This window comes from Streptomyces sp. NBC_01363 (assembly GCF_026340595.1).
Lineage (GTDB): Bacteria > Actinomycetota > Actinomycetes > Streptomycetales > Streptomycetaceae > Streptomyces.
On record NZ_JAPEPF010000001.1, the window covers coordinates 3,638,046 to 3,652,731 of the forward strand.

Genomic DNA, 14,686 nt, shown 5'->3' on the forward strand with positions numbered 1-14,686 from the left:
CGCGCTCCGGAAGGCACCTCGTGGACCAAATGACACTGCTCCTCCTGCTGTTGCTCGGGGCTGTGGTCACGGTTCCACTGGGAGAGCGTCTCGGGCTGCCCGCGCCGGTGCTGATGACCCTCGCCGGGGTCGGCATGGCGTTCCTCAGCTTCGTACCGAATGTGGACATCCCGCCCGAGATCATCCTTCCGGCGTTGTTGCCGCCGCTGCTCTACGCCTCCGTGCAACGGACTTCCTGGCGGCAGTTCGCCGCCAATAAACGACCGATCTTTCTGCTGGCCGTGGCGCTGGTCTTCGTCACGACGGCCGCCGTCGCCGCGGTCGCCAACGCGATCGTCCCCGGGCTGCCCATCGCCGCGGCCGTGGCGCTCGGTGCGCTCGTCGCCCCGCCCGACCCGGTCGCGGCGACGGCCGTCGCCGGCTCGGTCGGGCTGCCGCGCAGGCTCGTCTCCATCCTGGAGGGCGAGGGGCTGTTCAACGATGTGACCGCGATCGTGCTGTACCACGTGGCGATCGCCGCCGCGGTGAGCGGGAGCTTCTCGCTGCCGGAGGCGTTCGGGCTGCTGATCCTCTCGGCGGTGGTGGCCGTGGTCGTGGGTCTGGTGCTGGGCTGGCTCACCATCAAGCTCATGGGTCTGCTCGGCGACGCCACGCTCCAGGTCGGTCTCACCCTGCTGGTGCCGTTCGTGAGTTACGTGCTCGCGGAGGAGCTGATGGGGTCGGGTGTTCTCGCCGTCCTCACCACCGCGCTCTTCCTCGCCGAGCACACCGCCGACGCCGACGACGTCCTCGGGCGGCTCACCGGCCGTACCTTCTGGGAGATCGTCGACACGCTCGTCACCGGGGTCGCCTTCGGGCTGATCGGCCTCGAACTGCACAACGTCTTCGGGACGGCGGACGGGCGCGAACTCCGGATGCTGGGCTGGGGGCTCGCCGTGGTGGTGGTCGTCGTCGGCGTGCGGCTGCTCTATCTGCTGCCCGCCACCTGGCTCGCCAAGCGGCTGCACACCCGGCGCGACGTCAGCGAGGAGATCCCCACCAGCTGGCGGGAGACCGTCGTCATGTGGTGGGCGGGGATGCGCGGAGTGGCCTCGGTCGCGCTGGCGCTCGCGATCCCGCTGAAGACGGACGACGGGAAGCCGTTCCCGGGCCGCGACGAGATCGTCTTCATCGCCTTCGCCGTGATCATGGCCACGCTCGTCGTCCAGGGGCTCACCCTGCCGTGGCTGGTCCGCAAGCTCCGGGTCACGGCGGACACGGACGCCGAGGAGGCACTGGAGAAGGACCTCGCGATCCGCGCCGCGAAGGCCGCGAAGGAGCGCCTCAAGGAGATCCAGGAGGTCGAGGAGTTCCCGGACGAGGTCACCGAGCGGCTGCACCGGCTGGCGTACGACGTGGGGGCGCGGATCAGTTCCGACATGGTCGACGACGAGCGCCGCGAGGCGTACGCGAAGCGGGCCGAGCGCTTCAAGGCGGTCAGCCGCGTCCAGCGCGAGATGATGTCGGCCGCACGCCACGCGGTGCTGTCGGCCCGCAACGAGGCGGGGGCGGACCCGGAGATCGTCGACCGGGTGCTGCGCCAGCTGGACGTCCGCAGCCTGCGGTGAGGCGGGAGGGCCGAGCGGCCCGGGGCCTGGCCGGGCCGCCGCCCGCCGTCCCCGTCAGCCGCGTCCCGTGCGGGGGGACTTGACCCGGTCCGCGGGCTTCTCGTCCGTCGGGCGGGACGGATGCGGCCACTCGTCGGCCGGAAGCGCCGCGGGCGCCGTCGCGATCCTCGGCAGCGCGTACGGATGGTGGTCGCGCAGCCAGCCGATGAGCTGCTCCCGTACGGCACAGCGCACCGTCCAGATGTCGCCCGGGTCCTTCGCCGTGACCACCGCGCGGACCAGGATCGTCGACGGCGTGGTGTCGGTGACGGCGAGGGACCAGTCACGGCCGTCCCAGGCGGCACACTCGCCCAGGACGTCCCGCAGCTGCTCGCGCATCGCGGCGACCGGGGCGGAGTGGTCGAGGTGGAAGAAGACCGAGCCGGTCATCTGCGCGCTGCCGCGCGACCAGTTCTCGAACGGCTTGCCGGTGAAGTACGAGACGGGCATCGTGATCCGCCGCTCGTCCCAGGTCCGCACCGTGAGGAAGGTCAGCGTGATCTCCTCGATCGTGCCCCACTCGCCGTCCACCACCACGGTGTCACCGATGCGCACCATGTCGCCGAACGCGATCTGCAGCCCCGCGAAGAGATTGCCGAGCGTCGACTGGGCGGCCACACCCGCGACGATGCCGAGCACACCGGCCGAGGCCAGCATCGAGGTGCCGAAGGTCCGCATCGTCGGGAAGGTCAGGAGCATCGCACCGACGGCGACCGTCGCCACGATCGCGGTGACCACTCGCTGGATCAGCGTCACCTGGGTACGGACCCGCCGCACCCGCGCCGGATCGGTGGTGTTCGCGGCGTACCTCGCGTAGAGGGAATCGACGACGGCCGTCGCGATCCGCACCACCAGCCAGGCCGAGGCCCCGATCAGCACCAGCGTCAGGACCTGGCCGATCCCCGTCCGGTGGTCCTTGATCACTTCGAGCCGTGCGTGGGTGTACGAGCCGCGCAGCAGCGCCGCGCACAGCGTCAGCTGGAGCGGAATCCGGCAGCGGCGCAGCAGCCCCCACAGCGGGGTGTCGTGGTGCCGGCCGTCGGCCCGTCTGAGCAGCAGATCCACCAGCCCGCCGACCAGCAGCGTGATCACGACCGAGCCGCCGACGACGATCAGCGGGCGCAGTATGTTCTCCATCCCGTCGTTCTCCATGCTCCTGACCGTAGCTGGCACCATGGGACTCATGAACATCATGCTTTTCCACTCGACGTACGGTCTGCGCCCCGCGGTGCATGCGGCGGCCGACCGGCTTCGCGCCGCCGGGCACGAGGTACAGGTGCCCGATCTCTTTCAGGGGCACACGTTCGAAACCGTCGAGGAAGGCATGGCCTTCAAGGAAGAGGTGGGCAAGGACGAACTGCTCCGGCGGGCCGTGCTGGCCGCCGCCCCCTACTCGGACCGGGGCCTGGTGTACGCGGGTTTCTCGTTCGGCGCCGCCACCGCGCAGACCCTGGCGCTCGGCGACGAGAAGGCCCGCGGTCTGCTGCTGTTCCACGGCACCTCGGACATCGCCGAGAACGCGTCCGTGGACGAGCTGCCGGTACAGCTGCACGTCGCCGACCCGGACCCGTTCGAGACGCACGACTGGCTGAACTCCTGGTATCTGCAGATGCAGCGGACCGGCGCCGATGTCGAGGTCTACCGCTACCCGGGCGCGGGCCATCTCTTCACGGACGCCGAACTGCCCGACTTCGACCAGGCGTCGGCCGAGCTGGCCTGGAAGGTCGCGCTCGGCTTCCTCGCCACGCTCTGACCGCGCGGAGGGCCCCGCACCGTGCGGGGCCCTCCGTTCGGACAGGACGGATCAGCCCCGGTAGGCGGTCCAGCTGTCGCTCATCCGCTGCACCTGGCCCGCGGTGAACTGGGTCATGCACGAGTCGTACGTGTAGTCCATGAAGTTGTGGATCGGGTCGACCCCGGTCTTGTTGGTGCAGGTGTCACGCCCGGTCGGGCATTCGTACGCGGCGCTCTTCTCGGCCGGGGTGTCGGCCACGTAGTCGCCGGTGCCGTTGCAGCCGCCCTGGAACGTGTGGTAGAGCCCCATCCAGTGGCCGACCTCGTGGGTGGCGGTGTCGCCCTCGTTGTAGTTGGTGGCGGAGCCGCCGGGCAGCGAGGCGTCGAGGATGACGACGCCGTCGTCCGAGGGATTGGACTTGTACGAGCTGGGGAAGGTGGCCCAGCCCAGCAGGCCGCCGCCGAGGTTGGCGGTGTAGATGTTGAGGGCGTTCGCGCCGCCCTTGCGCAGCGAGGACTTCATGGCCTTCTCGGCGGCGGAGCCCGGGGAGACACCGTCGTACCAGGAGCTGTTGTCCGTGTAGTCCGTGCCGGCCAGCGTGTACTGGAAGCCGGAGTTCGTGTTGCCCGAGCCCTGTCCGCTGTAGGCGGCGTTCAGGACGCTCATCTGGCTGCTGATCGCGGACGCACTGAGCTTGCCGGTCGTCCCGGAGTGCACGACGTGGAAGTACACCGGGATCGTCGCGCCCGCGGTGAGCGAGGAGCCGCTGAGCCGGCGGTCCGCGAGTCTCTGCTTCAACTGCGCGTCCATGGCCTTGGCCTGGGTCGCGGTCAGCTCGTTGGGGTCGTCGGTGTGGGCGGCGCCCGAGGGGCGGGCCTCCCGCGCCGTGGCGCCGGCGCCGGATCCGTCCCCGCACTTCTGGGCGGACGACGCGGAGACCTTGGAGGCGGCGGAGGCGGCGGAGCCGGAGGGGGCGGAGAGCGGTGCCAGGGCCAGAGTTCCGGCCAGAACGGCGGTGCCGATCGCACGGTTACGCATACGTGGCGATATACGGGCAAGAGTGCGCACGGGGACTCCTCGCGGATGTGTGGGAGAGGTTTTTCCTCACCCGCCGCCGGGAGATTACGTGCGCATGTCAGCTTCCGAGGAGGAATGATCAGGCCCAATCGGGCATGTGTCAAAGGGTGGAAACCGGAAGGAATCTTTCTTCGCGTTCCAGAGTTTGAGACGGCGACGTAACCGTGGGCGTTACCCCCGCGGGTGGTGTGTCCCCATTCGGGCCATGGGACACGCCACCCGCCGTAGCGATGCAATGCACCGTCAACATATGAAGGAGTGGCCGAAAATGAACCCTCAGCGCACCGGGCGGTCCACCCGCTCGACCTTCTGCGTCCCGCTGAGCGTCCGGTACGAACGCGTCCAGGCGGAGGTCGCGTCCCGCTTCGTCCGGTCCGAGACCGCGTAGTAGTCCATCTGCGAGCGCTCGGCGGTCACATCGAGGACGCCGTAGCCGTGCGAGTCCATGTCCACCCACTTCACATGGCGGTTGGCGGCCCTGACCGCGGCGGCCGCGACCACCGAGACCGTCTGCGGCGCCACATGCAGGATGTCGTCGATGTTGTCCGAGGTCACCGACGTCACCACGAACTCGGTGGCGGCCGAGGCGGAGAGCGGATACGTCGCCGCCTTCACCGGTACGTCGTTGGCCCACGCCATGTGGATGTCGCCGGTCAGGAAGACCGTGTTGGTGATCGACCGGTCCCGCAGGTGCGAGATCAGCTCCTTGCGGTCGTCCGTGTAGCCGTCCCACTGGTCGACGTTGACGGCGAGGCCCTCCTTGGGCAGCCCCAGCAACTCGGCCAGCGGCTCCAGCAGATGGGCGGGCACGGAGCCGAACGCGACCGGCGAGATCATCACCGACGTGCCGACCAGCTTCCAGGTGGCGTCCGAGCCGGCCAGCCCCGACTTCAGCCAGTCCAGCTGCGCCCGGCCGGTGATGGTGCGCTCCGGGTCGTCGACCGCGCCGCTGCCGATGGACGCCTGCTGGGAGCGGAAGGTGCGCAGGTCGAGGAGATGGAGATCGACCAGGTTGCCGAAGCGCAGTCGCCGGTAGACGGTGCCCTCGGTGGAGGCGCGGACCGGCATCCACTCGAAGTACGCCTGCTTGGCGCCCGCCGCCCGGTCCGCCCAGGAACCCTCCGTGTCCGGCGTGTGGTTCTCGGCCCCGCCCGACCAGGCGTCGTTGGCGAACTCGTGGTCGTCCCAGATCGCGATCACCGGGTGGGTGGCGTGCAGGGTCTGGAGGTCGGCGTCCGTCTTGTACGTGGCGTGCCGGGTGCGGTAGTCGGCGAGGGTGAGGATCTCGTGCTTCGGCTCGTGCGGCCGTACGACGTACTTCGCGTCCGGGTAACTGCCCGACGCGTACTCGTAGATGTAGTCGCCGAGATGGAGGACCGCGGCGAGGTCGGCGCGGGCGGCGAGGTGGCGGTACGGGGAGAAGTACCCGGCCTCCCAGTTGGCGCACGACACCACCCCGAACCGCACGCCGGGTATGGCGGCCCCGGCCGCGGGAGCCGTCCGGGTGCGGCCGGCCGGTGAGACGGTCTCCGCACCGTCGCCCGCCGAGAAGCGGAACCAGTACGCGGTGGCGGGGGACAGGCCCCGCACATCGGCCTTGACGGTGTGGTCGGACGAGGCCTTCGCGACGGTCGTGCCCCGGGCGACGACCCGGGTGAAGTCCTTGTCCTCGGCGACCTCCCAGTGCACCGCCGTATCGGCGCCGCGGCCCGAACCGGGCACCGCGTCGGGGGTCGGGGTGACACGGGTCCAGAGCAGGATGCCGTCGGGGAGGGGGTCGCCCGAGGCGACGCCGTGCAGGAAGGCGGGCCCGTCCGCGGCGCGGGCGGTGGCGGCGGAGCCCAGCGCGGGGGCCGCGACGGCGGTGGCGGCAGCGGCCTTGACGACCGTGCGGCGGCTGGGGGCGGAGAGCGGCGAGGAAAGGTGTCGACTGGTCACGGGGCAGAACCCTACTGACCGGTAAAGCGAACGGGCAGGCGAACGAAGGAAGTTCGCCTGCCCGCAGGGGAGCCGCTGCCGGGATGTCGCCGGCCGGTCAGCCCTTCAGCGCGGCCGTGATCGCGGTGTTGAAGGCATCCACCGTCATCGGAGCGTTCTTGCTCTGGCCGTCGGTGAGTGCCTTGCCGTCCATCTTCAGCGTCGGGGTGCCCTTCACGCCGCTGTCCTCGAACGCCGCCGACATCTTCATCGCCCAGTTGTCGAACGTGCCGTCCTTGACGTTCTTCTGGAAGGCGGCGTTGCCCTTCAGCGCGTCCACCGAGTCGGCGACCTTGATCAGGTAGGAGTCGTCCTTGAACTTGTCGTCGGTCTCCTCCGGGTGGTACTTCGCGGAGTAGAGCGCGGCCTTGTAGTCGAGGAAGGCCTCCGGGCTGACATCGAGCGCGGCACCGAGCGCGCTCAGCGCGTTCTTCGAGCCCTCGCCGCCGGTCATGCCGTCGATGAACGTGGCACCGATGTACTTGATCTTGTACTTTCCGGCGTCGACGTCCTTGTGCACCGTCTCGCCGATGGACTGCTCGAACGTTCCGCAGATCGGGCAGCGCGAGTCCTCGTACAGCTCCAGGGTCTTCTTGGCGCTCGACTTGCCGATGACGACCGTGGTGCCGTTGTCGCCCGAGGTGTTCTTGGGCGCGGTCACGTTCTTCGCGTCCTTGGCCGCCTCCCAGTGGGACGGCTTGTTCAGCTGCATGATGCCCCAGGTGCCGGCCCCCACGACGGCCAGGACGCCGACGATCGAGACGCCGACGATGATCTGCCGACGGGCCTTGTCCTTCTTGGCCTGGCGCTCGCGCTCGGCACGCAGCCGCTCGCGGGCCGCCGACTTGTTGGCCTGGCTGTTGCGATTGCTCATGTCTGTGTCTCCATGGTGTGAGGGGTACGTCGTCGGGGATGTGCGGGCTCAGGCGATGGCGCAGGCCGAGCGCGGCGGTCCCCTCCGTCCCACGGAGTGCACGAGCAGACGGGCGTGTACGAGCAGGTGCGGGCCGTGTCCGGCGGGCCGCACCCGGCGGCGTACCGGGCGGCGGCCCGTACCGACCACGGCGACCGCGACCAGCAGCGGCCGGAACGCCAGGACGGCGACCGCCTCCAGCAGACCGGCCAGCGCGGACTCGCCCCGCCGGAGCCAGGCCGCGGCGAGCAGGCCGACCGTCACATGGGCGGCGAGCAGCAGCCACGGCACCGCGGGGCCGGGCGAGGCCAGCAGCGCGGCCGTCGTGTGTCCGGCATCGGTCACCGAGGCGAACGGGGTGCCATCGGCACCGGCCTGTGCCGCACCGGCGCCGAACTGGCCGCCGCAGAGCACGTCGACGCCGACCGAACGCAGCGGCCCCGCGATCGGGCCGCCGGCCGCGCCGTAACAGACGTGCTGACCGGTGGTGAAGACGGTGTCGGCGGCCAGCTCCAGCGGGACCAGCAGCCCGGCGATCGCTCCGAAGCCGCGCTCCCGGCCGGCCAGCGCGTACGCCACGGCGAAGACCGCGCCGGCCAGCAGGGCGACGGCGGTCAGCGGCAGCGGGACCTGGGAGAGCAGCACATGGGACGCAGCGGAGAGCGTCACGACGAGCGCCGTGAAAAGCGCCGCGCGCACGACTCTGAGCTGCGTCCCGGATATGTCCATCGCCGAGGAGTGTCGCATGCGAACCTGTAAGTGACCCCTAAAGGGACGGGCCGCGGGGAATCACAGCCCCGGAATGCGGCCGTTGCGGAAGAGATCCACGAAGATCTGGTGGTCGGCGCGGGCGCGGGCGCCGTAGCTGTGGGCGAAGTCCACCAGCAGACCGGCGAAGCCCTCCTCGTCGGCCGCGATGGCTGCGTCGATCGCCCGCTCGGTGGAGAACGGCACCAGCGAGTGGCCGCTCTCGTCGTCCGCCGCGGAGTGCATCGTCGCCGTCGCCCGGCCCAGATCGGCGACGACCGCCGCGATCTCCTCCGGCTCGTCGATGTCGGACCAGTCCAGATCGACCGCGTACGGAGACACCTCGGCGACCAGCTGGCCCGCCCCGTCCAGCTCGGTCCAGCCGAGCCACGGGTCGGCATGCGCCTGCAGGGCGCGCTGCGAGATCACGGTGCGGTGGCCCTCGTGCTGGAAGTACTCGCGCACGGCCGCGTCGGTGATGTGCCGGGAGACCGCGGGGGTCTGCGCCTGCTTGAGATAGATCACCACATCGTTCTCGAGGGCGTCGCTGTTGCCCTCCAAGAGGATGTTGTACGAGGGCAGCCCGGCCGAACCGATACCGATGCCGCGACGGCCGACGACATCCTTCACCCGGTACGAGTCGGGGCGGGTCAGGCTCGACTCCGGCAGCGTCTCCAGATAGCCGTCGAAGGCGGCCAGCACCTTGTAGCGCGTCGCCGCGTCCAGATCGATCGAGCCGCCGCCCGGAGCGAACCGGCGCTCGAAGTCCCGGATCTCCGTCATCGAGTCCAGCAGCGAGAACCGGGTCAGCGACCGGGCGTCGCGCAGCGCGTCCAGCAGCGGGCCCTGTGCCGTGTCCAGCGTGAAGGGCGGTACCTCGTCGTTCTTCGCGCCCGTCGCCAGTGCGTGGATCCGCTCACGGTAGGCCGCCGCGTAGACCCGGACCAGCTCGGTGATCTGGTCGTCACCCAGCGCCTTCGCGTACCCGATCAGCGCAACGGAGGCGGCGAACCGCTTGAGGTCCCAGGTGAACGGGGCTACGAAGGCTTCATCGAAGTCGTTCACATTAAAGACAAGGCGGCCATTGGAATCCATGTACGTGCCGAAGTTCTCAGCGTGCAGATCGCCGTGCACCCACACCCTGCTGGTTCGCTCGTCCAGATAGGGGTCCGCGGTCCTCGTCGAGCTGAGATCGGCGTAATACAGGCAGGCCGTGCCCCTGTAGAACGCGAACGGTGATGCGGCCATCTTGCGGAACTTGACCCGGAAGGCTGTCGGGTCTGCGGCCAGGAGCTCTCCGAAGGCTGTCTCGAAGACCGCAAGGATCTGCTCCTCGCGCTCAGTGTCCGAGACTTCGAAAGTGCTGCGCATTGCCGGCCTGCTTCCTTCGTTGATGACAGGGCCTTCCTGTCTGTCCTCCTGCTGAGAACGCCGGACGCGCCGCATCAGTGCCCGGACCCGGAAAGTGCGGCCACAGTCACTGATTCGGGTGACGTGTGGGTGATTCCACCTCGAGTACCTCCCTGGCCAGGCAGGAGGCGTCATGCCGGGGCTATGCGGAACGGCAGGGGCTGGACCGTCCTGCGGGTGTTCCAGGACAGCAACGTCTCGGGCGGGGAGCCGCCGGGGGAGCGCCCCGCACTTCGCGAACTGTGCGAGAACCTGTCTCACTACGACGTGTTGCTGACCTGGCGGGCGGACCGCATCGCTCGATCGTTGATCCATTTCTCATCAGTGATCGAGGCGTGCGATACGGCTGGTGTTCGCCTCGTGGCCATCGAGGACGGGTGGGACATGTCGACTCCGCACGGGCGGTTCGCCGCGAATGTGCTGGCCTCATTTGCCCAGTTCGAACGGGAACTGGGGCGGGAGAGGACGGTCTCATCGCAGAACCATCTGAGGAAGACCGGACGCTGGGCCGGCGGACGGGTGCCGTATGGCCTTCGGCCGACGCCGAACACGGAAGGCAGGGGCAAGATCCGCATACGTGATGACCGAGCGGAGCCCATTGTTCGCGAACTGGCCGAACGCATCATTGCCGGGGAAGCCCCTACGCGCATCGCCGCAGACCTCCAAGCCCGGGGAGTCCCCGCACCACGAGTCCATAACTCCACAAGGCCCGACCCTGCACCGTCGGCCTGGACCCACAAGTCCATCAAGATTGTTATGACGTCACAGACGCTCCTGGGACACAAGATCGAGCATCGGACCGGCAAGGTGATCTGTGACAACGCGGGTCCTGTGAAGTTCTGGCCACCCATGCTGACGCAGGAGGAGTTCGCGCGGATCGCGCAGATCATTGAGGACGGGTACAGGCCACGACGGCCGAACCGTCCTTCGCACTGGCTTCACGGTGTCGTCATCTGCGGGGTTTGCGGGCGGAACATGAAACGGTCGCAGTCCTCGGGGGCCGAGACGTTCAGATGTCTCGGGCCACTGACGGAACCGCATCGGAGTGTGAGCATCAAGGGCGACCTCCTGGAGGGGTGGTTCGTCGCGGAGCTGCGGGAACGGCTGCGGAACGCCCCTGTTGTGGAGCACACCTACCGCGCGGAGGTCGATCTCAGCGACGAGATCAGGCGTCTGCGTACCTACGTGGCCGAGCTGCTGGACGACCGTCGGGCCGGGGTATTCAGCACCCCTGAAGCAGTGGAGGTCTTCCGCAACGAGTACCGGCTGGCATCGACCCGACTCGAAGCTTGCGAGCGACAGCCTCACAAACCCGGTGGGTGGGAAATGCGCGCGGCCGCGCAGTCGATGTGGGACGCCTGGAATGTGTGGTGTCCCGAGGAGCGTGGAAGTTACCTGGTCGGCTGCCAGGTTCGTGCCGTGGTCAGCTCGCCGCCACGCCCACGTGCGAGAGTGGAGGCTGCTGACCGCTGCGTCTGTGATCTCGGCAACCTCATTGTTTTCGACGGTGCGCGGTCGGAGTGACAGGCCGCGGAGTATCGGTGTCGCGACGTAGACTTCCACGCTGTCCCCCTCACCCGCCCTGCTCGCCCGGAGGCCACAAACCGTGTCGTCGAAGCCGCCCTTTACGCACCTTCACGTCCACACCCAGTACTCGCTGCTGGACGGTGCCGCGCGGCTCAAGGACATGTTCGCTGCCTGCAACGAGATGGGCATGTCGCACATCGCGATGACGGACCACGGCAACCTGCACGGGGCCTACGACTTCTTCCACTCGGCGCAGAAGGCGGGCGTCACACCGATCATCGGCATCGAGGCGTACGTCGCGCCGGAGTCGCGCAAGCACAAGCGGAAAATCCAGTGGGGTCAGCCGCACCAGAAGCGCGACGACGTGTCGGGTTCGGGTGGTTACACCCACAAGACGATCTGGGCGTCGAACGCGAAGGGCCTGCACAACCTCTTCAAGCTGTCCTCGGACGCGTACGCCGAGGGCTGGCTGCAGAAGTGGCCGCGCATGGACAAGGAGACCATCGCCCAGTGGTCCGAGGGCCTGATCGCGTCCACCGGCTGCCCCTCGGGCGAGGTGCAGACCCGGCTGCGGCTCGGCCAGTTCGACGAGGCCGTCCAGGCCGCCTCCGACTACAAGGACATCTTCGGCGCGGACAAGTACTTCCTGGAGCTGATGGACCACGGCATCGAGATCGAGCGCCGGGTCCGTGACGGGCTCCTCGAAATCGGCAAGAAGCTGAACATCCCGCCGCTGGTGACCAACGACTCGCACTACACCTACGCGCACGAGGCCACCGCCCACGACGCCCTGCTCTGCATCCAGACCGGCAAGAACCTCTCCGACCCGGACCGCTTCCGCTTCGACGGCACCGGCTACTACCTCAAGACGACCGACGAGATGTACGCCGTCGACTCCTCCGACGCCTGGCAGGAGGGCTGCGCCAACACCTTGCTGGTCGCGCGGCAGATCGACACCACCGGCATGTTCGAGAAGCGCGACCTGATGCCGAAGTTCGACATCCCGGACGGCTACACGGAGATCACCTGGTTCCAGGAAGAGGTCCGCGTCGGCATGAACCGGCGCTTCCCGGGCGGCGTCCCCGAGGACCGGCAGAAGCAGGTCGAGTACGAGATGGACATCATCATCCAGATGGGGTTCCCGGGGTACTTCCTGGTCGTCGCCGACTTCATCATGTGGGCGAAGAACAACGGCATCGCGGTCGGCCCCGGCCGAGGCTCCGCCGCCGGTTCGATCGTGGCGTACGCGATGGGCATCACCGACCTCGACCCGATCGAGCACGGACTGATCTTCGAGCGGTTCCTCAACCCCGAGCGCGTCTCCATGCCCGATGTCGACATCGACTTCGACGAGCGCCGGCGCGTCGAAGTGATCAGGTACGTGACGGAGAAGTACGGCGCCGACAAGGTCGCCATGATCGGCACGTACGGAAAGATCAAGGCGAAGAACGCCATCAAGGACTCCGCCCGGGTCCTCGGCTACCCGTACGCGATGGGCGACCGGCTCACCAAGGCCATGCCCGCCGACGTCCTCGGCAAGGGCATCGACCTCAACGGCATCACCGACCCCAAGCACCCGCGCTACAGCGAGGCGGGCGAGATCCGGGGGATGTACGAGAACGAGCCGGACGTCAAGAAGGTCATCGACACCGCGAAGGGCGTCGAGGGCCTGGTCCGGCAGATGGGCGTGCACGCCGCAGGCGTCATCATGTCCAGCGAGCCGATCGTCGACCACGCCCCGATCTGGGTGCGGCACACCGACGGCGTCACCATCACGCAGTGGGACTATCCGCAGTGCGAGTCGCTCGGCCTGCTGAAGATGGACTTCCTGGGCCTGCGAAACCTCACCATCATGGACGACGCCGTGAAGATGGTGGAGTCCAACAAGGGCGTCAAGCTGGACCTGCTCGGCCTCCCGCTGAACGACCCCAAGACGTACGAGATGCTCTGCCGCGGTGACACGCTCGGCGTGTTCCAGTTCGACGGCGGCCCGATGCGCTCCCTGCTGCGCCAGATGCAGCCCGACAACTTCGAGGACATTTCCGCCGTCTCGGCCCTGTACCGGCCGGGCCCGATGGGCATGAACTCGCACACGAACTACGCCGAGCGCAAGAACGGCCGCCAGGAGATCACCCCGATCCACCCGGAGCTGGAGGAGCCCCTCAAGGAGGTCCTCGGCCTCACCTACGGCCTGATCGTGTACCAGGAGCAGGTGCAGAAGGCCGCCCAGATCGTCGCCGGCTACTCGCTCGGCGAGGCCGACATCCTGCGCCGCGTGATGGGCAAGAAGAAGCCCGAGGAGCTGGCGAAGAACTTCGTCCTCTTCGAGGCGGGGGCCAAGGAGAAGGGCTTCTCCGACGCCGCGATCAAGGCCCTGTGGGACGTGCTGGTCCCGTTCGCCGGATACGCGTTCAACAAGGCGCACTCCTCCGCGTACGGCCTGGTCACCTACTGGACCGCGTACCTCAAGGCGAACTACCCCGCCGAGTACATGGCGGCGCTGCTGACCTCGGTCAAGGACGACAAGGACAAGTCGGCCGTCTACCTCAACGAGTGCCGTCGCATGGGCATCAAGGTGCTGCCGCCCAATGTGAACGAGTCCCTGTCGAACTTCGCCGCCCAGGGCGACGACGTGATCCTCTTCGGCCTCACCGCCGTGCGCAACGTCGGCCAGAACGTCGTCGACTCGATCATCCGGTGCCGCAAGGCGAAGGGGAAGTACAGCACCTTCCCCGACTTCCTGGACAAGGTCGAAGCGGTCGTCTGCAACAAGCGCACCGTCGAATCGCTGATCAAGGCCGGCGCCTTCGACGAGATGGGCCATACCCGCAAGGGCCTGGTCGCCCACCACGAGCCGATGATCGACAACGTGGTGCAGGTCAAGCGCAAGGAGGCCGAGGGGCAGTTCGACCTCTTCGGAGGCATGGGCGAGGAGGAGAGCGACGAGCCGGGTTTCGGGCTCGACGTGGAGTTCTCCGACATCGAGTGGGAGAAGTCCTACCTGCTGGCCCAGGAGCGCGAGATGCTCGGCCTGTACGTCTCCGACCACCCGCTCTTCGGTCTGGAACACGTGCTGTCCGACAAGGCCGACTCCTCGATCTCCCAGCTGACCGGCGGCGAGCACGCCGACGGCGCCATCGTCACCGTCGGCGGCATCATCTCCGGCCTCCAGCGCAAGATGACCAAGCAGGGCAACGCCTGGGCCATCGCCACCGTCGAGGACCTGGCCGGTTCCATCGAGTGCATGTTCTTCCCGGCCACCTACCAGCTGGTCTCCACCCAGCTCGTCGAGGACACCGTCGTCTTCGTCAAGGGACGCCTCGACAAGCGGGAGGACGTGCCCCGGCTGGTCGCCATGGAGATGCAGGTCCCCGACATCTCGTCGGCCGGCACCAACGCCCCCGTGGTCCTGACCATCCCCACCGTCAAGATCACCCCGCCGATGGTCAGCCGCCTCGGCGAGGTCCTCAGCAGCCACCGGGGCGACACCGAGGTACGGATCAGGCTCCAGGGCCCCCGCAAGACCACGGTGCTCCGGCTCGACCGGCACCGGGTCAAGCCCGATCCGGCGCTCTTCGGTGACCTGAAGGTGCTGCTCGGCCCGTCCTGTCTGGCCGGCTGAGCCGGCTCTTCCGCAGACGTACGAGAGGGGCG

At 68.4% G+C, this 14,686-nt stretch carries 10 protein-coding genes; 4 read left to right on the forward strand and 6 right to left on the reverse strand.

Annotated features, from left to right (window positions below; all coding sequences use genetic code 11):
* Window positions 1–20: 20 nt before the first annotated feature.
* Window positions 21–1,607, forward strand: a complete 1,587-nt coding sequence (locus OG611_RS16740; RefSeq protein ID WP_266420498.1) for a Na+/H+ antiporter — start codon at window positions 21–23, stop codon at window positions 1,605–1,607.
* 54 nt (window positions 1,608–1,661) lie between these two features.
* On the opposite strand, the gene OG611_RS16745 is transcribed toward OG611_RS16740, so the two are convergent.
* Window positions 1,662–2,783: a mechanosensitive ion channel family protein gene (locus OG611_RS16745; RefSeq protein WP_266425940.1), complete on the reverse strand. Its 1,122-nt coding sequence runs from the start codon at window positions 2,781–2,783 to the stop codon at window positions 1,662–1,664.
* A gap of 37 nt (window positions 2,784–2,820) precedes the next feature.
* Here OG611_RS16745 and OG611_RS16750 point away from each other — a divergent pair, with 37 nt between their 5' ends.
* A complete protein-coding gene (locus OG611_RS16750; RefSeq protein ID WP_266420501.1) occupies window positions 2,821–3,399 on the forward strand; it encodes a dienelactone hydrolase family protein in 579 nt (192 codons plus the stop codon).
* A 51-nt stretch (window positions 3,400–3,450) separates the two neighbouring features.
* Here OG611_RS16750 and OG611_RS16755 read toward each other — a convergent pair whose 3' ends face one another.
* The 5 genes from OG611_RS16755 to OG611_RS16775 all read right to left on the reverse strand — a co-directional run bounded on the left by OG611_RS16755 (window position 3,451) and on the right by OG611_RS16775 (window position 9,466).
* Complete coding sequence (locus tag OG611_RS16755; RefSeq protein ID WP_266420504.1) at window positions 3,451–4,419, reverse strand: zinc metalloprotease; 969 nt, start codon at window positions 4,417–4,419, stop codon at window positions 3,451–3,453.
* A gap of 315 nt (window positions 4,420–4,734) precedes the next feature.
* Window positions 4,735–6,396, reverse strand: a complete 1,662-nt coding sequence (locus tag OG611_RS16760; RefSeq protein WP_266420507.1) for an alkaline phosphatase — start codon at window positions 6,394–6,396, stop codon at window positions 4,735–4,737.
* A 97-nt stretch (window positions 6,397–6,493) separates the two neighbouring features.
* Complete coding sequence (locus tag OG611_RS16765; protein ID WP_266420510.1) at window positions 6,494–7,309, reverse strand: DsbA family protein; 816 nt, start codon at window positions 7,307–7,309, stop codon at window positions 6,494–6,496.
* Window positions 7,310–7,357: 48 nt separating this feature from the next.
* On the reverse strand, window positions 7,358–8,077 hold the full coding sequence (locus tag OG611_RS16770; RefSeq protein ID WP_266420513.1) for a hypothetical protein: 720 nt from the start codon (window positions 8,075–8,077) through the stop codon (window positions 7,358–7,360).
* A 60-nt stretch (window positions 8,078–8,137) separates the two neighbouring features.
* Window positions 8,138–9,466, reverse strand: coding sequence for a DUF2252 domain-containing protein (locus OG611_RS16775; RefSeq protein WP_266420516.1), 1,329 nt, complete (start codon window positions 9,464–9,466; stop codon window positions 8,138–8,140).
* Window positions 9,467–9,649: 183 nt separating this feature from the next.
* Between OG611_RS16775 and OG611_RS16780 the strand changes: the two genes are divergently transcribed.
* Together OG611_RS16780 and dnaE are read left to right on the forward strand one after the other, a co-directional pair.
* The gene (locus OG611_RS16780; protein WP_266420519.1) at window positions 9,650–11,029 is read left to right on the forward strand and encodes a recombinase family protein; all 1,380 of its coding nucleotides are present in this window, start codon (window positions 9,650–9,652) and stop codon (window positions 11,027–11,029) included.
* A gap of 82 nt (window positions 11,030–11,111) precedes the next feature.
* Window positions 11,112–14,654, forward strand: a complete 3,543-nt coding sequence (dnaE, locus tag OG611_RS16785) for a DNA polymerase III subunit alpha (protein WP_266420521.1) — start codon at window positions 11,112–11,114, stop codon at window positions 14,652–14,654.
* Window positions 14,655–14,686 lie beyond the last annotated feature (32 nt).

Coding starts and splice junctions, on each gene's coding strand:
- OG611_RS16745 (WP_266425940.1), bottom strand. CDS start 2,783: ATGGAGAACATACTGCGCCCGCTGATCGTCGTCGGCGGCTCGGTCGTG.
- OG611_RS16750 (WP_266420501.1), top strand. CDS start 2,821: ATGGGACTCATGAACATCATGCTTTTCCACTCGACGTACGGTCTGCGC.
- OG611_RS16755 (WP_266420504.1), bottom strand. CDS start 4,419: ATGCGTAACCGTGCGATCGGCACCGCCGTTCTGGCCGGAACTCTGGCC.
- OG611_RS16765 (WP_266420510.1), bottom strand. CDS start 7,309: ATGAGCAATCGCAACAGCCAGGCCAACAAGTCGGCGGCCCGCGAGCGG.
- OG611_RS16770 (WP_266420513.1), bottom strand. CDS start 8,077: ATGGACATATCCGGGACGCAGCTCAGAGTCGTGCGCGCGGCGCTTTTC.
- OG611_RS16775 (WP_266420516.1), bottom strand. CDS start 9,466: ATGCGCAGCACTTTCGAAGTCTCGGACACTGAGCGCGAGGAGCAGATC.
- OG611_RS16780 (WP_266420519.1), top strand. CDS start 9,650: ATGCGGAACGGCAGGGGCTGGACCGTCCTGCGGGTGTTCCAGGACAGC.